We start from the raw sequence: 19,852 nt of genomic DNA, 5'->3' as shown, positions 1-19,852 counted from the left end.
GGACAGTTAGAGAGGTATTATGAGAGTACATAAGAATAGATTATTAAATATTGTTATTTCCATAATCATGGTAGTTGCTATGGTTGCTACTTTGTGTACGACTTTTGAAGCGGAAAGTGAAACTGTAAGTGCAGCTACGGCATTTGAAAAAAGTATAAGTAAATTTCCGGATAGCTATAAGCCGTACCTTCGTGCATTACATAGCAAATATCCAAAGTGGAAATTTGTACCTTATAATACAGGAATAAATTTTGATACGGCAGTTTCAGAAGAATACAAGGATAATAAAAGTCTTATTGAAAATGCCTACAGTAAATTCCTTAAGTCAAATGCTTCGGGAGATTACAATGCATCAACAGGTAAATATATTCCTAAAGATGGAGGAAACTGGGTTTCGGCTTCAAAAAACACCATTGCGTATTTCATAGATCCAAGGAATTTTTTAGATGCTGAACATATATATATGTTTGAGCAGTTGTCCTATGATAGTGCTACTCAGACCCAGGCAGGTGTTGAGGCTATATTAGATGGTTCTTTTATGTATAAAACTAATATTGGTTACATAACTACAGCAGGAAAATATAAGGCAAGCAATACACTTTTTTCCAGTAAGATATTAGAAGCTGCAAAAAAAGCTGATGTAAGTGCATATTATATTGCATCAAGAATCCTTCAGGAAGTAGGAACAAAAAAGAACGCAAAATATGCAGGAATGGGAGCCAGTGGAAGTGTATCAGGTCAGTATTCAAAGACATACACCGGAATATATAATTTCTACAATATAGGAGCTTATTCCAGTGCTAATCCTATAGCAAACGGATTGGCATGGGCAAGTAACAGAAAGGATAAAACTTATAACAGACCTTGGACTAAGCCGGGAAAATCCATTATAGGCGGTGCATCGTATATAGGTGAAAAGTACATAAATTGTGGACAGAACACTACATATTATCAGCGATTTAATGTAAACAAAAGTTCAAAGTATGCATTATATACTCACCAGTACATGACAAATGTTTACGGTGCAGCATCAGAGGCAGCATATACTTCAGAGGCATACAATGATTTGGGAATAGCTTCTCTTGCAAAGACCTTTGTTATTCCGTATTTTAAAAATATGCCGGGAGAAAACAGTACAGTAAGATTGGGAGCTTCCTCAAAGTCAGGGGAAACAATTGCTTCAGTAAACTTAAGAAAAAAACCGGGAACTAATTCAGCTAAGGTAATTACTTTATCTAAGGGAGATAAGGTGTCAGTATCAGGTGGTTGTATGACAAACGTGTCTTATGGTACAGCATGGCTTAGTAATCCTTACTGGTATAAGGTATCACTTGTAAAAAACGGTAAAAGTTATTCGGGATATTTAGCAGCAACCTATGTAAGTTTATCTGACGAATATAGTATAGCAGTGGGAAGCAAATATAAATTACCGGTTAGTGTAAGTAAAGGCGAAACAATATACTATATGTCAGATAATCCGGCAATAGCAACTGTTGATAATTCAGGAAATGTAACAGGTGTTAAAGCAGGAAGTGTTACAATAAGGGCATTTTTAGGCTCAGGAAGTATGAGTGCCGTATCAGTTAAAGTAGGTGGTACCACTACAGTTGCAAAGCCTAAAAGACCTGTGGCAAAGGCGGCTTCAGCTAATTATAATTCTGTTAAAATATCATGGAAGAAAGAAGAAGGAGTTGCAGGATATATAGTTTACAGAAGAAATTCTAAAGGTAAGTATACCCTGAAAAAAATAATAGAAAGTCCGGTATCTTCATATACAGACAGTGGACTTACTACAGGAACAGAATATTCATACAAGGTTAAGGCATACAGACTGGCTGCAAACGGAACAAAAGTAAAAAGTGCCGTTTCAGAAGCTGTTAATGCAATACCGATACCTTCAAGAGTTTCCATTACATCCATTAAATCAGTAGGAAGCAGTGTTGAACTAACATGGAAGAGAATAGATGGAGCCGGTGGATATAAAATATACAGGAGTAATAAAAAGACAGGAGAATATGTACAGGTAGGTAAGGTATATGGAAATAAGAGATTTACATATACCAATAAGAAAGTAAAGGGCGGCAAAACATATTATTATAAGGTTGCTGCTTATAAAAAAGCGTCAGGACAGGTGATTTATGGAAATAAATCAAAGGTTAAGTCTATAAAGAAATAATGTATAAAATTACTCAGCAGGAGGCAGTAATGATTAATTTTATAGTTTGCGGATTAGAGAATACGTTATTATATGAAAATAAGAACAAAATTGATGATAGAACAATTGAATTAATATCTGAACTTAATGCCAATGGTGTCAAGTTTGCCGTGGCAACAGGCAGAAATTATGATGCAGTTAAATCTTTATTTGGAAGTGTAAAAAATGACATTGTTTATATATGTAATGACGGTGGTGTGGTGATTTATCAGGACAAGGTGATTAGCAAGACACCTATTGACAGGTTAGTATGTATGGAAGTTGTGTCTGAAATTGAAAAAAATGATAAATTTATAAGGCGTTTTAAACTGCTATTTTCAGATGAACGGGGGGCAATGACTAACACCCATGATATTGATTTTATTAATTATCTTAAAAACATGGGAGTTGAGCCGGAGTACATAAGAGACACTAAAGAGCTTAACGGAGATGTAAATAAAATAACAATTTGTGCCAGAGATGGATTTGATGGGGAAACATATGAATATTTTTATAATAAATGGGCAGGTAAGGCTCATGTTTCCATTTCAAGTCCTGAACAAATGTATATAACCGGAGAATATGTTACAAAGGGAATGGCAATTGCCCTTTTACAGCATGTATTTAATATATCTCAGGAAGATACAGTGATTTTTGGCGGTGGATATAGTGATATAGATATGTTTGAGCATTGTTTTTACAGTTATGCAATGCAATGGTCTGATGCCGAGGTTAAAAGAGCGGCTAAGCATATTACTGAAAATGTAAATACTATTTTAGAAGATGTAATGAGAATGTAAGCCGGAGGATATAATGAGAAAAAAACAGATTGGAATAAAATGTATGGCTATAAGTCTGGTTATGGCATGTTCGGTACTTAATTTTACCGGATGCAGTATAGGTGATAATACACCGATAATTGGAAATATTACAGGACTTAAGTCAAATCAGATGTTTAAAATAGATGAGTTAGTTTGCAGCAAGTCAGAGTATATGATTTGTCTTCTTGATACTGCAAAACAATATGCAAAGGATTTTGGTGGCAGCGTTGACTGGAAAAATAAAATAAGTGACCATAAGACATTAGAGGAGTTTGTAAAGGATAAGGTAAAAGAGAGTATAACTGTTAAATATGCATTGGCAGCTATGGCAAAGAAGAATAATGTTACCCTTTCAGATACTGAAAAAACTGAGGTGAGTAAGCAGGCATCACAGTATTATAAGGCTATGACAGATTCAGAAAAGGATTATACCGATGCAAAAGAAGCTGATGTGGAGAATTTGTGCGAAAAATACAAATTGGCTGAAAAAGTATATTCAGGTATTACTGAACATGTAGGAGATGACATTAGCGAGGAAGACGCAAGAGTTATTAAAATTCAATACATAAAAATGGATTCATCTAAAACAAAGGTTTCAAAAATTAAATCTACATTAAATGAAGTAAAAAGTGTGGTTGAAGGGGGCTATCAGGAGTTTTCCCGTGAAGCAAAGCAGTATAGCGTTGATAGCACAGTGGAAAAAGACATAAAGAAGGGTGAGGCTACTCTTAAGTATGAAACGGAAGCATTCAACCTTACAAAGGGAAAGATCAGTGATATTATAGAAGATGGAGACAGCTATTATCTGGTGTACTGTGTCAACAATTATATTAAGGACAAGACAACAGAGAATAAAAAGGATATGGTTGAAAAGGCAAAGGAAGCAGTTTTTAATGAACAATACAGTAAATTTATAGACGGATCTAAAAATCAGTTCAATGATAAACAATGGAAGAAAATAGAGCTTCCAAGCCTGTAGATTAATTATCTATATTATAAATTATGAAGTGATTTTTGTTAAAATCAATTAATCCTTCATTGCGCATTTTGCAAAGCTCCTTTGATAAGGCACTTCTGTCTAAGTTTAAAAAGTCAGCCATTTGCTGCCTGTTAAAGGGAATATCAAATTCATTACTATTATTAATGGTAGACTGACCTGAAAAGTATATAGATAGCCTTCCGCGAATGGTTTTTGGAGCAGTGCAAAAGCTTCTGTTTGATAAAATAATATTCTTTCTTGTGGCAATTCTTAAAAGATTTCTAATAATTTTGTCCTGCCATGAACAGTTAGAATATATGGGATTGTCAAGGATATTTAAGTCGAAAAATAAAATAGTGGCAGAGTCTGCGGCTACGGTATTTACCATTAAAGGTAAATGGCTATAGGCGTATGACTCACCAAAGACCTGCCCCGATGTAACAATACTTAAGATGGTTTTATTTCCCCATAAATCATTATTTTCTATAATAACATTTCCACTAATTACAATTCCTATTTCATGAATTATTTCTCCGGTGTGAAAAATTATATTATTTCTTTTATATTTCTCAATGTGGAAAGCATTAATAGATTTAAGGTATACTAAATCTTCATTATCTATGTTTTTGAAAACTGGCATTTCCAAATTTTCCAAAATTTTCATTATGTTTTTTTTCATAATTCCTCATTTCCGTGGTTATAACCACCGATTAATTATTGCCATTCTAATATAATTTCATTGTAAATTCAAGAGAGGAGAATGGAAAATGTTTTGTTTTCAGTGTGAGCAGACTGCGGGATGCAGCGGATGTACAAAAAATGTAGGGGTTTGTGGTAAAACAGCAAATACAGCTAATTTACAGGACAAACTTACAGGAGCCCTGATTGGGTTAGCAAAGGCTTGTGGGAACAACCAAAAGACAGAAAATACTGACAGAATTATTATTGAAGGTTTGTTTACCACAGTTACTAATGTAAATTTTAATGATAATACATTAGAGGAAATGATAGAAAAAGTTCATAGGGAAAAGGAAAAAATTGCACCGGGATGTGCAGAATGTATTTCAAGATGTGATAATACAGATGATTACAACATGGATGACCTTTGGACTAGTGATGAGGATATTCGTTCTCTTAAATCTCTTATTTTGTTTGGAATAAGGGGAATGGCTGCCTATGCATATCATGGCTTAGTGTTAGGATATGAAGATAGTGAAGTGAATGAATTTTTCTACAGGGCATTATCAGTTATAAGCTATGATTTAAGTAGTGACAAGTTACTTGAAACAGTCCTTAAGGTTGGAGAAGTTAATTTAAAGTGTATGGAGTTATTAGATAGGGCAAATACAGACGCCTATGGTATCCCAACACCTACTAAGGTGCCTCTTACCATAGAGAAGGGACCATTTATTGTAATATCAGGCCATGATTTAAAGGATTTGGAATTGCTACTTAAACAGACAGAAGGTAAAGGCATAAATATTTACACTCACGGAGAAATGCTCCCGGCACATGGTTATCCGGAGCTTAAAAAATACAGCCATTTAAAGGGGAATTTCGGAACTGCATGGCAGAACCAGCAAAAAGAATTTGACAATATTAAAGGTCCTGTGTTGTTTACAACTAATTGCCTTATGCCTGTTAAGGAAAGCTATAGTGACAGAGTATTTACTACAGAGGTTGTATCTTATCCGGAAATGGTGCATATAGGTGAGGATAAGGATTTCACACCGGTAATTAATAAAGCTTTAGAACTTGGAGGATATGAAGAGGATAAAAAGCTTACAGGTATTAACGGTGGGGAGTATGTGACAACAGGATTTGCCCATGGAACAGTGTTGTCAGTAGCAGATAAAGTAATTGATGGCGTAAAGACGGGAAAAATCAGTCATTTCTTCTTAGTTGGCGGTTGTGATGGTGCCAGGGTAGGAAGAAACTATTACACGGATTTTGTAAAGCAGACTCCAAAGGATTCTATTATTTTAACATTAGCCTGTGGAAAGTACAGATTCAATGACTTAGATTTAGGTGATATAGAGGGACTTCCAAGAATAATGGATATGGGACAGTGTAATGATGCTTATTCTGCCATTAAGGTGGCAATAGCATTAGCAGAGGCTTTCCAGTGTGAGGTAAATGAATTGCCATTGTCCATGGTGCTTTCATGGTACGAGCAAAAGGCAGTATGTATTCTTTTAACTTTACTTTATTTAGGAATAAAGGATATATATTTAGGACCAACATTGCCGGCTTTTATATCACCAAATGTGCTTAAAATATTAGTGGATAATTATAATATATCTCCAATAACTACACCGGAGGAGGATTTAAAGAAAATTTTAAATAAGTAAATCCTATCTGATACGGATTTAACCCCATAAAAAATAGCGGCTGCATTAATTAGCAGTCGCTATTTTTTATGATTGTGTTACTTCTTAGCAGTAACCTTTTTATCCTTTGATTTGTTAGAAATTAAGTTTATAATATTGTCCTTATAGATTATTCCAAGGAAAATTAAAAGACAAATAATCGTAATAACAATACCCGGAATTAATCCCTTAGGAGTATATTTAAAGGTAATTTCGTGAGTGCCTGCTTCTACAAGAACACCTGTAAGGGCTCCTGAACAAATAGATGTAGTCTTTGATTTTACACCATCAACATATACATCCCATCCTTTATCATATGGAATGGATGTGTACATAATGCCCTGTTTCTTAGCTGTAACCTTACCTGTAATCTTTGTATCAGAATAGGACTCAACAGTATAAGGATTTTCGTTTAAAAGCTTATAAGCTGCTTCCCACGCATCATTATCAAAAGCATATGCATAACATGTGGTTAGAGCCTGTCCGTCGCTGGCTGTTACTGTTATAGTTGAGCCGGCAGATACATTACCAACATGACAGATATAATTCTGATTAGTAGATGAGAATGTCTTTGTTGTAGAATTGTCATCTGTTATGCTTCCATTAGTAATATTCACAGTAAGAGTTTCAGAAGAAGTTACACAGTAGAAGTAAACATCGTATGTTGCAGCATCTCCTGACGGTTTGTAATTATCATCTTCCTCTAACTGATATTTAGCAGTAAATGTTCCAACAGTGTCAGTTGTCTGTAATTGATGGAAAATATTAGCATCACTATCAATTGCAGTTTTTACAAAACTGTTCTGTGTTGTAAATGGATTTCCCGTCTCTTTATTCCAGTTTGCCTCAGTGCTCATATTTACCATAAATCCAAGAGGAAGAGTATTATTGTACTCATATAAATGAACAGTTGAGGCTGCATTATTGCCTGTTGAATATGTCTGACTTCCAATCTCTGTCATGTTAGTTGGAAGAGAAGGTGTATTGTCAGTAAATTCATATTTAACAGAGAACATAGCAGCAGTAAGTGGTGTATGTCCGTAATATGAATATGCATTAAATGATGTCTGCATACCAAGCTGATTATAATAATCCTGCATAGCAGCTGATGCTACTGATGAGAAGGTTGAAATACTGTCGTAATCAAATCTTGCACCATCATTTCTTGTGGAATGTGAAGCAGATTCTGTTCTGTAGAATTTAACTCCTTCACTTTCTGCTTTATTTTTAGCTGTTTCATTTAACTGTTTATGAGCCTGTGTACTTTCGTAATATGCAGACCTTGAGGATGTGCTTGCCATACCTGTAACGCATAAGTTAAGGGTAAGCTCACAGAATGTAGTAAGTACCAGCAGATAAATGAAAAATGCCTTCATATCTGATTTTCTTCTGTAACAGAAATACAGAATCACATATATAACAATAAACAACATACTGAAATATATTATTTTTCTTATATTAGTTTCTACAGCCAAATCGCTAAAGAATGATGTGTTTTTAAATAATTCCTGAAGGACAAGTATAAGTCCTAAGGCACCACCCATTGCACCGATAATCTGGGAGGCCTTAAATTCCTTTATGTGTAAGAAAGCTTCATATGCCATAGTAACTATAAGGAAAATGTATAAGAAAGATTCCCTACATGGAAGACTGTTTGGAAAATGGAATCCATGCCAGATATAGTTAGGTATGTTAATATTAAAGCTTAACAGCATAATTACGGCAATTACAGTTTTTCCAACACGCTCTTTAACGCTGATTTTTTTACATAACCAGAAAAGAGGAATTAAAACAAATACTGCAACTGTACAATAAATGTTAGGGTCATGTGGATACTTTAAGTCTGCTACAGGGATACAAATAAGAGACCTGAAAAGCATATAGAGAATTGAAAAATATTCTTCTATGGCATCAGGAAATGATGTATCTGCTGACTTTGTTGTAAGCAGATTAAAATATTCAGGTAAAATTACGCAGGCAGCAAGTCCGCCACCTAAAACTGAGTATATTGCAAAATCCTTACAAGCTAATAATCTTCCTTTAACATTTCCGATTTCTTCACTGAAATCAGATACACAGATTAAATATACAAAATAAATTACACTGTAAATACAAAGCATAATTCCAATATAGTAATTGGAAAAAATGCCAAGAGCAAGAGCTATACAGTACATCTTGTATTTTCGTTCAGTAACAAGTTTGTCCAGACCTAAAATGATAAATGGTAAAAGCCACATACAGTCTAGCCACATAATGTTCCAGCTAAATGCTGCAAAATAAGATGAAAGTGCGTATACCATACCGAAAATAACAGCAGGAACATGCTTTGTCTTAAATCTTTTTACAAGATAGTAAGTAGCTGAAAAACCTGCAAGTCCCATTTTTACTATTATAAAGAAACTAACATAGTCAGCCATGTTACCCGGCCATAAAATAGTTAAAAGATTAAAAGGACTTGATAAATAGTAGGCGGCTATAGCCACAAAGTTCATACCGGCACCGATTTCCCAGGTATAAAATAAGCTTCCGCCTCCTCTTAACTTGTCCTGCAAAATCTGCAGATATGGTGTGTACTGATGGTAACAGTCACTTCTTAAATACATTTGATCGCCAAAAGGTGCGATATCTTTGAAAAAATAAACAATTAACATTGACAGTACCGGCAAAAGAAAAGCTAAGAAATACAGCCAGTTATCTTTGGTCCATGTACTAAATGAAAATTTAGAGTCTTTCTTACGTTCCATTGTTTATCTCCTTCCTTATAATTAATAATTTTATTTTGATTCTTTAATATTTGTATCCTGAATAATGTATATAGGTCTGTCTTTTGCCTCTAAATATATATTGGCAATATACTCGCCAAGAATGCCTAAGGACAATTCAATGATTCCGCCTAAGAACAATACCGCAATAAGCAGTGATGCGTAACCTGAAACGTCTATTCCAAAGGCTAACTTTCTAATAAGGGTAAATACTATAAGCAAAAATGCAACAACAGATATTACAAGACCAAAACATGTAAGAAATCTTAACGGTGTTATGGAAAAAGAAGTAATACCGGTTATGGCATACTTAAACAGACTTTTAAAACTCCATTTGGTTTCACCGGCTATTCGTTCCACATTTTCATAAGGAATCCAGCTGGTTTCAAAACCAACCCATTCAAAAATACCCTTTGAAAAACGCTGTACTTCTGAAAGCTTTACTATGTTGTCAACCATTTGCCGGCTCATTATTCTGAAATCAACAGCATTTTGTACCAGCTGAACATCAGTAAATCTGTTACTGAATTTGTAAAACATTCCGGAAAAGAAACTTTTAATTTTTGATTCGCCTTTCCTGCTTGTTCGAAGGGCAGCACAACAGTCATATCCGGCCTCAATCTGCTTTATCATTTCAGGAACTAAAGCAGGGGGATGCTGCAGGTCCGCATCCATTATAACTACATAGTCAGCAGTAGTATTGCGGAGCCCGGCATACATAGCTGCTTCCTTACCGAAATTACGTGAAAATGAAATAAATTTTACATTATCATGTTTTCCGGCTAAATCTTTCAGTATGGGATAAGTCTTATCCCGGCTACCGTCATTGACAAAAATATAACTAAACGAATATCCATCTATTGTTTTATATATTTTTTCGGATTCCACGTAGAACATATTAAGCATTGCTTCTTCGTTATAGCATGGAACCACAACTTCAACAGTTTTCATAATACCTCCAGTAAAAATAATCAGTTAAGTTAATATAGGGACAATTTAATTAGCAAGTTAAATGCCCACAATTAATAACATTTTACTATAAATTTTGTTCACTGTAAACAAAGAAAGCAATAAGAAAAATGAAACCACGGTAATTATAAACAATAAAGCGGTATTGACATTATTGATAGGAAAAATATAATTAACTTATTAGAAAAAATAACGGAAGAAAGGGAAGTTTATATGGAAAAGAAGTGGTGGCATGACAAGGTAGCATATCAGATTTATCCTAAAAGTTTTATGGATACAAATGGTGATGGAATCGGAGATATACGGGGAATTATCAATAAGCTTGATTATTTAAAGGATTTAGGAATTGATATTATATGGATTTCACCTATATATCAGTCACCTTTAGTTGATCAGGGATACGATATTTCAGATTATTATAAAATAGATGAACGTTTCGGAACAATGGAGGATTTTGAAGAACTGATTGCTGAAGCAAAAAAAAGAAACATTGGCATTTTGATGGATTTGGTTATAAATCATTGTTCAGACCAGCATGTATGGTTTAAAAAAGCATTGCAGGATATTGAAGGAGAGTATGGAGATTATTTTTATTTTAGGAAAGGGAAAAACGGTCAGCCGCCGTGTAATTACCGTTCCTATTTTGGAGGAAGTGCATGGGAAAAGGTTCAGGGAACAGATTACTATTATCTGCACCTGTTTGCCAAGGAACAGCCGGATTTGAACTGGTACAATCCAAAGGTAAAAGAAGAGTTATATTCGATGATTAACTGGTGGCTTGATAAGGGCCTGGCCGGTTTTAGAATAGATGCAATTATTAATATAAGAAAAGATTTGCAATTTAAGAGTCTGCCGGCAGATGGAGATGACGGATTTGTTCATGCAGGTGTTGCAGCGGAAAAAGTGCCGGGAATAGGTGATATGCTGGAAGATTTGAAGAAAAATACTTTTGAAAAGCATGATGCATTTACAGTAGCTGAAGTGTTTAACATGAGAAAAGATGAACTTAGGGCATTTATTGGGGACAATGGACATTTTTCCACAATGTTTGATTTCTCTGCTGAGTGTCTGGCTTTTGGAGGACATGGCTGGTACGATGCACCGAAAATAACATTTGAGGATTACAGAAGGGTTATTTTTCATTCTCAAAGAGAGTGTGAAGATGTTGGGTTTATGGCTAATATTATTGAAAACCATGATGAGCCAAGAGGAGCAAGCAGGTATATTCCATCCTATGCCCAAAATGAAACGGGCAAAAAAATGCTTGCCACGGTAAATCTTCTTTTAAGAGGAATACCTTTTATTTATCAGGGACAGGAAATAGGAATGACTAACTGTCCTATGAAGGGAATTGAGGAATATGATGATATAAGTACCATTAACCAGTACAATATGGCTGTACAGGCAGGAGTATCAAAGGAACTGGCATTAAAGGGATGTTACGAGCATAGCAGAGATAATGCAAGGACTCCAATGCAGTGGAGTGATGGAGAAAATGCGGGTTTTACTAATGGAAAACCGTGGCTTAAGGTAAATCCTAATTATAAAGACATTAATGTTTCAGACCAGGAAAACAGGGAAGATTCCCTGCTTAACTACTACAAAAAATTAATTGCTCTTAGAAAATCTGATGAGTACAGGGAACTTCTAACTTATGGAATAACAGAGCCTATTTTTGAAAATGAGGATAAAATATTTGCATACAAACGTGTAAATGAAAGCGGTGAGATTGTAGTTTTAGCTAATTTTGGAAAGCAGGACAAAGTGTTAGAGCTTGAGAACAGAAAGTACCGGGTAATACTTAATAATATGGAAGACCTGGATATGAAAGACGGAAAAGTAAAACTGAAAAGCTGCCAAAGTGTGGTGCTGGTGTAAATATTCAATAAAATCGTAGGAGAGTGCAAAAATGACAGAAGAAGAAAAGATGCTTAAAGGTATGATATATGATTCATCAGACAAGGTTCTTGCAATGAAACGTTCAAATGCACACAGATTGTCAAAGGATTATAACGATACATATGAGGATGAAGAGGAAAAAAGAGATAAAATTCTAAAAGAATTATTGCCTAATATGGGAAAGGGTACATTTATACAGGGACCGATACAATTTGATTATGGAGTAAATACCGTCTTTGGCACAAACTGCTTTGTTAATTTTAATCTGGTTGTTTTGGATTGTTGTCCCGTTATTATAGGTAATGATGTGCTTATGGGGCCTAACTGTACATTGGCAACACCAATTCATCCAATGTTAATAGAAGAGCGTAAAGTTAAGTTTATGGAAGATGGCACACCATATGATGAAGAATATGCGGCACCAATTAATATTGAAGACGGTTGCTGGCTTGCATCAAATGTAACAGTGTGTGGTGGCGTTACCATAGGAAAAGGTGCCATTATTGGAGCAGGAAGTGTGGTTACCAGAGATATTCCGGAAGGAGTGTTTGCAGCAGGTAATCCATGCAGGGTAATACGGAAAATTACAGAAAAAGATTCAATAAAATACAGGAAAGAATTATTTTAGTGGGAAAAAACTTCGGGGGGATGGTATAATAGGCTTATCAGATGAGAGCGGTAATATATGGTATTGAGGGGAATAATTAATTGGAGAAAATTATATTAAAAAATGAATTTGAAATAGTAAAAGAAGAGCTAAGAAATCGAATCAAATGGTTACAATTGATTTTTTGAAGAAAGGGGAACGTAATGTATAAAAAATTATATTGCAAACATAAAATGAAAAAATATTTGATTGTTATATTGATAATGTTTAGTGGTCTAATATTTAATGCATATAACGTAAATAACGTTTATGCTGGGTCGGATAAAACAAACATGACAACGAGTAGCAGGAAAGTAACAGTTAAAGTATTAAAGGCTACAAAAAAACAAATTAAAATTAAGATTAAAAATAATGGGAAAAAAGATTTCTATTTTTCAGAATTGTTTGTTTTAAAGAAACATGGAAAGAATAAATGGAAAAAAGTGAAATTCAGTGAGAAAGCAGTGTTCTGTAAAACGATAGTGGCGAGGAGTGGCAAAAGCGTTACTATAAAATTAAAATGGAAAAAATTCTTTGAAAAGAATTTGTCTAGAGGAAAGTACAAAATTAAGTTTGTAAAAACAAAATCATTTAAAATTAAATAGTGAAATGGTTAGTTATTAAGTTGTACTAAATGTTGGAAATTTATTTTCATATGTAGATGAGAAAAATCACTTCTATCGTGACAGAGAAGGGAAAAAAATACGTTAAACTGGAATTTGTATCATTTGACTTTAGCTGATATCCATATATGAATTGAAAAAGGGGATTGTATATTTAGGTTGGTGGAGTTTAAGTGTATAATTTAATCAGAGAAAATGATGAAATCTGGAAAATGCGCTGAGGCTATAAGATACATACAGGCAAAGTCATAAAAGGAGTGGATGTCAGGTATGAAAAGTAATCAACTAATTGATTTTTTAGAAAAAAGAAGGCAGGAAATATACAAAGATGAACGAAGCATATTGAAAGAATATGATTAGTTGCTTATGAAATACGGAGTAGTGAGGGGATATGATGGCGTAACATATAAGAAAAAGATAAAGGCAAAGAATAATAAAAGTTTAATAAACGAAATTGTTAGTTTATATCAAAAGGCATAGTTGCAAAATGAAAAGGAGACATTATTAGATGATTTGTTTGAAGTGGGATATGATCAGGATAAATTAATCCAATTAATAATTGATGCTTTTAAAAAATCTAATGGAGAAGAAAATTTATTGCAGTATGGTGATTTACTTTATAGAGTGAAAAATTATGATTATATGGATGAGTATGAAAAAATTGCAAAAGAAACAAAGTATGCATCAGCCAGACAAATGGTGGTGGCTCTTATTGGAGAAAGTAAAAAAGAAGCAGAGATTCCCCTCCTAATTAGTTTATTAGAAGATGAGGAAATAGAAGGACACGTAATATGGGCACTAAGTAACTATAGGAAAAGTGAAGTGTATGAAATAATGCAAAAATATATAGATCATCCTAGAAAATGGATTAGGGACATAGCTATAAAATATGTGGCTAAATATGAAAAAACAATTTAGAGTCATAAAAACAACACTTGCGCAAAAAACAGATACGTTTGCGCATAACCTATTGAAACATTAAAATCCCAACAATAAAATGTAGATAAATAGAATATATTTAATAAGGTGAAAGTGGAAAGGAAAAACAGTAACGTCAAAGAAACTTCAATTATAAGGAAAAATTGAAGTAGTAAACAAAGGAAATGGAGGATAAGTTATGAGAAGAAACAAAAAGAGCAGGAGACAGTTAAAAAGAGTAGTATCACTCATATTGGTTGTGACATTAGTGGTGACAGGTCTTAACCTGGATACAATGGCATATTCAATATATGCAGCACAGCGGAATGAAGAGGCAGAAAGTAATGCAAAAAAGGCGAAGGAAAAAATTACTGAAGTCAGGGAACTCACAGGAGAAAGAACGGAAAATACAAACACATATCTCATGAGTGATGGCTCAAAAAAACTGGAGGTTTTTGGTGAAAACATCAGATATAAGGAAAAAGGCAGATGGAAGGAATATGATAACAGTCTTAATGAACTTTCAGGAACGGATGAAAAACAGTTAAATGTGTTATGCAGGAACGAGGATGACATTGATGCAGGGGATTATCAATATGTAAATACACAGGGAGACAGCAGACAATACTTTTCAAGACAGTTGGATGAAAAACATCCCATAATAATGAACAGTGAAAATTATTCCATAAATTTTACGCCTGTATCGGAAAACAGTGATGAAAAGACATACACTGAAAAGACAAAATCAGATGATGCAGGACAAACAAAAAAATTAACAAATGATAGTGAGATAAATAATTCCTCAAAGGAATGTGATAAGGCAGAGTACTCTGATGAAATACAAAACATAAAATATGTGTACACCTCCCTTAATAATGGGGTTAAGGAGGAAATAGTTTTAGACAGAAAGCCTGAAAATAACACATTTGAGTATAGGTATGATTTTAAAGGGCTGGAACCGATAAAATATGATGACAATTACATTGTTCTGATTGACAAAAAAGACGGAAATGTAGTGGCATCAATATCTGCACCGTATGTAAATGATGCAGACGGAAACAGGTCGTATGATGATGTGAGCATGGAACTGGAAAAGGAAGATGAAAGCGGATATATAATAAGACTTACGGTGGAAAATGAGTACTTAAATGATGAAAGCAGATATCCGATAACAGTGGATCCTACAGTGTATTGGGAATCAAAAAACAGTTCAAATATTAATTCCTATAATGAAAATCCTAAGGAATCACATGCAATTCCAGGAACGTATCGTTTTTATACGGGAATGGATTCAGACGGATACAGCCGGACAGCATACATCAGGTGTTCAGATATTGTTTCAAATCTGAAAGGGAAAAAAATAAATTATGCCGTATTTGAACCGGTAATATGTGAAATCAAGGGTGAGCCGGAAATCAGCATTAGAAACGCAGAAAGTGCATGTGACTTTCTAAGTATGTATGGTAAACCAAAAGCTAGTGTAGGCACTAAGGAATACGGAAAGTATGTGTGCGAAAACAATGAATATGGTGACAGAATAGCACTGTATATGACAGATATCGTTAGGGAAATAGTGGCAGGAAATATTAACTCATACGGTATTGCACTTGATGCTGAAAATAATGAAAAGGGAAATTATGTAACATTTTATGGTACGGCTGAGGAAAAAAGACCAATATTTTACGTTGGTTATAGTGACACTGAAAATATAAATGCCAGGTATGATGGATGTTTTAACGTAAGTGGAGCTACTTATGAAGATGATAACAAAAGTGGTATTAGTCTACAGTGGGAAGAACGTGAAAATGCAGATGTGTATCAGGTTTATGTAAGAGAAAATCAGAAAAGTTTTGAGTCAATAGGGATAACATATGGAACAGAGTATAAATATGAATGGAAATCAGACATTAAAAACACGGATTTCAGAGTTCTGGCAATAATGAAAACAAAAGATAGTTCCACAGTTACGGGAGAAGATGATATATTAAGTAATATAATATCTTTTGATATGGATGTTGAAAAAGAAAAGAATGAGGATGGAGACAATGATCCGACGTATGAACAGGTGACAAGGGATACGGATGGTGACGGACTTGAGGATGGATATGAGATATGGGATTTTAAGACATATTGGAATAAAGTCAAGAGAGTAGATTCTAATGGTGAAAATATATATGACACAGATACGGATGGTGATGGTTTACCGGATGGATATGAAGTGTTCACCCTTGGAACAGACCCGGCAGTAAAAAATGAAGAAGGAAAAGACAGCGATGGTGACGGACTGACTGATTTGGAAGAATATGTTCAGGGAACAGACCCATGGCTTAAGGATTCGGATTTTGATAATACATCGGACAGAAGTGATTCTACACCAAGAAAAACAAATGGACATACAAGGCAGACTGTTGCTGCAGCGGCAGAAGTCCATATCGGTAAATATGACAGACAGTACACTGAGACGGAAGACGGTGCATCATATACATACATTACAAATGTATACCGTGGTGACGTGAAACAGATATCGGTGGATTATGGTGATATATCGTTAAATAAGACCATGAAATATTTCTATGATGCAGAAGGAAATAACACAGCACTCATAGAACAGTATGATGAGGAGTATGACCCGAAGCATACGCAGACAATATGCATCACATATACCTATGATGAAAATAATAATGTAACCTTTATCTGCGACCAGTGGACAAAATATACGATGTCCTATGATGGGGAAGACATGACCTCCCTGAAAGTGGGAAGTCAGGAACTAATAAACTATGCCGACACAGAATTAGTGAATAATGCAGGAGAAGATGATGATACTTCGAATCTGAATGTGGGTGATGTTATAAACAGCAGTCAGAATGTTACGACTTATGGAAACGGACAGAAAATCAGGACTGTTACAACAGCATATAAGGTGGCAGATGATGACACAACCTCAAGAGCATCTGCCATGGAGACATATTACTGCAGTACAGACAGTGAAGGACAGGAAAGTGAAAGTTTAGGTTATGTTACAGAGTATAACAGTGATGGAAGTATCATAAAATTTTCTGATTATACAAAGGCCAGAGAAAACCCGGTGACATACAGTTATACATATACGGATGATGCGATGTCTGTGTCTCGAAGTGATGGTTTTAGTAAATCTGTAACGACAGAGGAAAGCGAGGATGAGAAAGCAGGTACATTTACAACAACGACATCCACATCCTATGGGTTTAAGAATGTAAAGAATGAAGAGGCGACATATAGCACATCTACAACAACGACAACGAAAAGCGATAAAAATATATTGGCTATGACAAAACTGTACAACAATGATTTTTACGAATATAGTAAGGAAAATGATGGAGATGTTGTAAAGGAAAATTTATATTCAAAGGCATATGAAAAATATATTTTAAGAACAACGCAGACGGTAAATAGTAGTACATCGACCAATTATGGAATTGATATTTATGCGGAAGATAAGGATTTTGATTATACTTATGATACAGCAGGAAATATTACAAAGGTACTTGTAAATGGCGAGATTATATATGAATATTCATATGATCCACATGGAAGACTGACAAAGGAAAAAGATTATTCAGATGGAAAATATTATGAGTATGATTATAACGAAACTGGAAATATTCAGGGAAAAAGTATTTATGAACTTGACAATGAAGGAAACATCATGAAGTCGAGCAAAAAAACGTTGAAGTCTGAATATACAAATGAACAGTGGCCAGATCAGATAACATCCTATGATGGACAGAGAATTATCTATGATCAGTCAGGAAATCCTATTAGCTATCTTAACGGGATGACATTTACATGGAGCAGGGGGAGACAGCTGTCGGGTATTACCTTTGGAAATGATACGGATGAAGCAGTAGATGACAGAACAATAATTTATGAGTATAATGAAAATGGATTAAGAACATACAAGAAGACCGATAATACAGTAACAACCTATGAATGGGATGAGACAAAACTTATCAGGGAAACTGTGACATATGAAGTGACGGGAAAGGCATATGATATATGGTACTTTTATGACAGCAATGATAGAGTTCTAGGTTTTGAGTACAGCCAGATAAATGAAATGGACAATAGCCTGAAGAAGACAAGGGTGTATTATGAGAAAAATCTCCAGGGAGATGTCATCGGGCTTTTGGATGCAAGAGGAGCAGAAATAGCAACATATGCATATGATGCATGGGGAAATATAACCAATACAGTATGCTATGAAGGGAACGAGACTGCATATGGATTGAATCATATAACGTATAGAAGTTATTACAGGGATGAAGAGAGTGGATTTTATTATTTGCAGAGTCGGTATTACGATGCAGAGGTTGGTAGATTTATTAATGCAGATGATGTTGATATGGTATATGTAACTGTTGGAACAATATTTAGGCATAATATTTACGAATATTGTAATAATAATCCTATTGCATACATAGATAAAGATGGGAAAATTGCTTCTTGGTTAGTAGGAGCTGCAATGGGGGCTTTAATTGCATATGTTATTTATAAGGTAGAATGTTGTTTGGGAATAAGAAAGTATAGTTTGGTTTCCTGTATAGCTATTTGTGCAACAAATGCAGCATTATCTGCTTGGACATGGGGAATGACAGGAGGGAATATACTTAAAATAAAAAAATATGTTGGAATGGTGCAAAAAGCAGGAGCTAGTAGTATAGAGATAAAGTTACTCAAGTGCTTTTATAAAATGAGAAGTTTTGTTGTTAATATGGTTGTAAAATCATTTGGAAAAAATAAAGGTGAAAGTTGGTTCACAGCAGCAAGGAGGTTTGTTTCTTGTGCAGCAAATAAGATATAAGATAATATGGGGTATTGTTGTTATAATCTGTACCTCATTGTTAGTAATATTAATTTCAAATTCGATAAAGGAAGCAAAAGAGAACAGAAAAGAAACAAATTGTTCTTTTATCAGTATGCTTTCGGACATTATCATTGATATTTTGGAATGGGATCAATTGATTTTTATATGTATAATCGGGATTATCTTTGGTTTAGTTTCAATTGTTTTTTAGTAATATGCAGTGGAAGTTTTTCGAAAGAGCTAAGAAATCGCAGCAAATGGTTAAAATTGATTTTTTGAAGAGAGGAGAATGTAGTGTATAAAAAATTATATTGCAAACATAAAATGAAAAAATTTTGATTGTTATATTGATAATGTTTAGTGTTCTAATATTTAATGCATATAACGTAAATAACGTTTATGCTAGGTCGGACAAAACAAACATGACAACGAGTAGCAGGAAAGTAACAGTTAAAGTATTAAAGGCTACAAAAAAACAAATTAAAATTAAGATTAAAAATAATGGGAAAAAAGATTTCTATTTTTCAGAATTGTTTGTTTTAAAGAAACATGGAAGGAATAAATGGAAAAGAATGAAATTCAGTGAGAAAGCAGTGTTCTGTAAAACGATAGTGGCGAGGAGTGGTAAAAGCATTACTGTAAAATTAAAATGGAAAAAATTCTTTGGAAAGAATTTGTCTGGAGGAAAGTACAAAATTAAGTTTGTAAAAACAAAATCATTTAAAATTAAATAGTGAAATGGTTGGTTGTTAAATTGTACTAAATGGTGGAAAGATCTTAGTTTATCTAAGGTCTTTCTTTTTACGTATAGATTTTAAAAACTATG

At 34.2% G+C, this 19,852-nt stretch carries 14 protein-coding genes; 11 read left to right on the top strand and 3 right to left on the bottom strand.

Translation table 11 applies throughout. The features are described from left to right. Positions 1-19 precede the first annotated feature (19 nt). From DWW68_RS08310 to DWW68_RS08300, 3 genes are read left to right on the top strand one after another with little or no spacing between them, the layout of a single operon-like run. Complete coding sequence (locus tag DWW68_RS08310; RefSeq protein ID WP_118589370.1) at positions 20-2,176, top strand: fibronectin type III domain-containing protein; 2,157 nt, start codon at positions 20-22, stop codon at positions 2,174-2,176. A gap of 29 nt (positions 2,177-2,205) precedes the next feature. Then, positions 2,206-2,994 carry a Cof-type HAD-IIB family hydrolase gene (locus DWW68_RS08305; RefSeq protein WP_158576846.1) on the top strand — a complete coding sequence of 263 codons (789 nt, stop codon included), beginning with the start codon at positions 2,206-2,208 and terminating at the stop codon, positions 2,992-2,994. Between the two features lie 13 nt (positions 2,995-3,007). Next, positions 3,008-3,994 carry a peptidylprolyl isomerase gene (locus tag DWW68_RS08300; RefSeq protein ID WP_118589368.1) on the top strand — a complete coding sequence of 329 codons (987 nt, stop codon included), beginning with the start codon at positions 3,008-3,010 and terminating at the stop codon, positions 3,992-3,994. Between the two features lies 1 nt (position 3,995). On the opposite strand, the gene DWW68_RS08295 is transcribed toward DWW68_RS08300, so the two are convergent. Then, on the bottom strand, positions 3,996-4,673 hold the full coding sequence (locus DWW68_RS08295) for a Crp/Fnr family transcriptional regulator (RefSeq protein ID WP_243053067.1): 678 nt from the start codon (positions 4,671-4,673) through the stop codon (positions 3,996-3,998). A gap of 88 nt (positions 4,674-4,761) precedes the next feature. Here DWW68_RS08295 and hcp point away from each other — a divergent pair, with 88 nt between their 5' ends. After that, positions 4,762-6,345: a hydroxylamine reductase gene (gene hcp, locus DWW68_RS08290; RefSeq protein ID WP_118589367.1), complete on the top strand. Its 1,584-nt coding sequence runs from the start codon at positions 4,762-4,764 to the stop codon at positions 6,343-6,345. Between the two features lie 77 nt (positions 6,346-6,422). Here the strand turns inward: hcp and DWW68_RS08285 are convergent, their stop codons facing one another. After that, positions 6,423-9,107: a YfhO family protein gene (locus tag DWW68_RS08285; protein ID WP_118589366.1), complete on the bottom strand. Its 2,685-nt coding sequence runs from the start codon at positions 9,105-9,107 to the stop codon at positions 6,423-6,425. Positions 9,108-9,137: 30 nt separating this feature from the next. Further along, on the bottom strand, positions 9,138-10,076 hold the full coding sequence (locus tag DWW68_RS08280; protein WP_118589365.1) for a glycosyltransferase family 2 protein: 939 nt from the start codon (positions 10,074-10,076) through the stop codon (positions 9,138-9,140). Between the two features lie 231 nt (positions 10,077-10,307). On the opposite strand from DWW68_RS08280, the gene DWW68_RS08275 reads away from it, so the two are divergent. The 7 genes from DWW68_RS08275 (at position 10,308) to DWW68_RS08245 (ending at position 19,760) form a co-directional block, all read left to right on the top strand. Beyond that, positions 10,308-11,972 carry an alpha-glucosidase gene (locus tag DWW68_RS08275; protein WP_118589364.1) on the top strand — a complete coding sequence of 555 codons (1,665 nt, stop codon included), beginning with the start codon at positions 10,308-10,310 and terminating at the stop codon, positions 11,970-11,972. 31 nt (positions 11,973-12,003) lie between these two features. Then, positions 12,004-12,621 (top strand): sugar O-acetyltransferase, encoded by a 618-nt coding sequence (locus tag DWW68_RS08270; protein ID WP_118589363.1) that lies wholly within the window; start codon positions 12,004-12,006, stop codon positions 12,619-12,621. Between the two features lie 182 nt (positions 12,622-12,803). Further along, on the top strand, positions 12,804-13,244 hold the full coding sequence (locus tag DWW68_RS08265; RefSeq protein WP_118589362.1) for an immunoglobulin-like domain-containing protein: 441 nt from the start codon (positions 12,804-12,806) through the stop codon (positions 13,242-13,244). 498 nt (positions 13,245-13,742) lie between these two features. Next, positions 13,743-14,180 carry a HEAT repeat domain-containing protein gene (locus DWW68_RS08260; protein WP_118589361.1) on the top strand — a complete coding sequence of 146 codons (438 nt, stop codon included), beginning with the start codon at positions 13,743-13,745 and terminating at the stop codon, positions 14,178-14,180. A gap of 199 nt (positions 14,181-14,379) precedes the next feature. After that, positions 14,380-19,023 (top strand): RHS repeat-associated core domain-containing protein, encoded by a 4,644-nt coding sequence (locus tag DWW68_RS08255; RefSeq protein WP_118589360.1) that lies wholly within the window; start codon positions 14,380-14,382, stop codon positions 19,021-19,023. Further along, on the top strand, positions 19,004-19,237 hold the full coding sequence (locus tag DWW68_RS08250) for a hypothetical protein (protein ID WP_118589359.1): 234 nt from the start codon (positions 19,004-19,006) through the stop codon (positions 19,235-19,237). The genes DWW68_RS08255 and DWW68_RS08250 overlap by 20 nt, the downstream gene beginning before the upstream one ends. A gap of 124 nt (positions 19,238-19,361) precedes the next feature. After that, positions 19,362-19,760, top strand: coding sequence for an immunoglobulin-like domain-containing protein (locus tag DWW68_RS08245; protein ID WP_158576845.1), 399 nt, complete (start codon positions 19,362-19,364; stop codon positions 19,758-19,760). The last annotated feature ends 92 nt before the right edge of the window (positions 19,761-19,852 follow it).

It is taken from the genome of Eubacterium sp. AF16-48 (assembly GCF_003479405.1).
GTDB lineage: Bacteria > Bacillota > Clostridia > Lachnospirales > Lachnospiraceae > Eubacterium_G > Eubacterium_G segne.
This window is presented reverse-complemented; position numbering and strand designations above follow the sequence as displayed.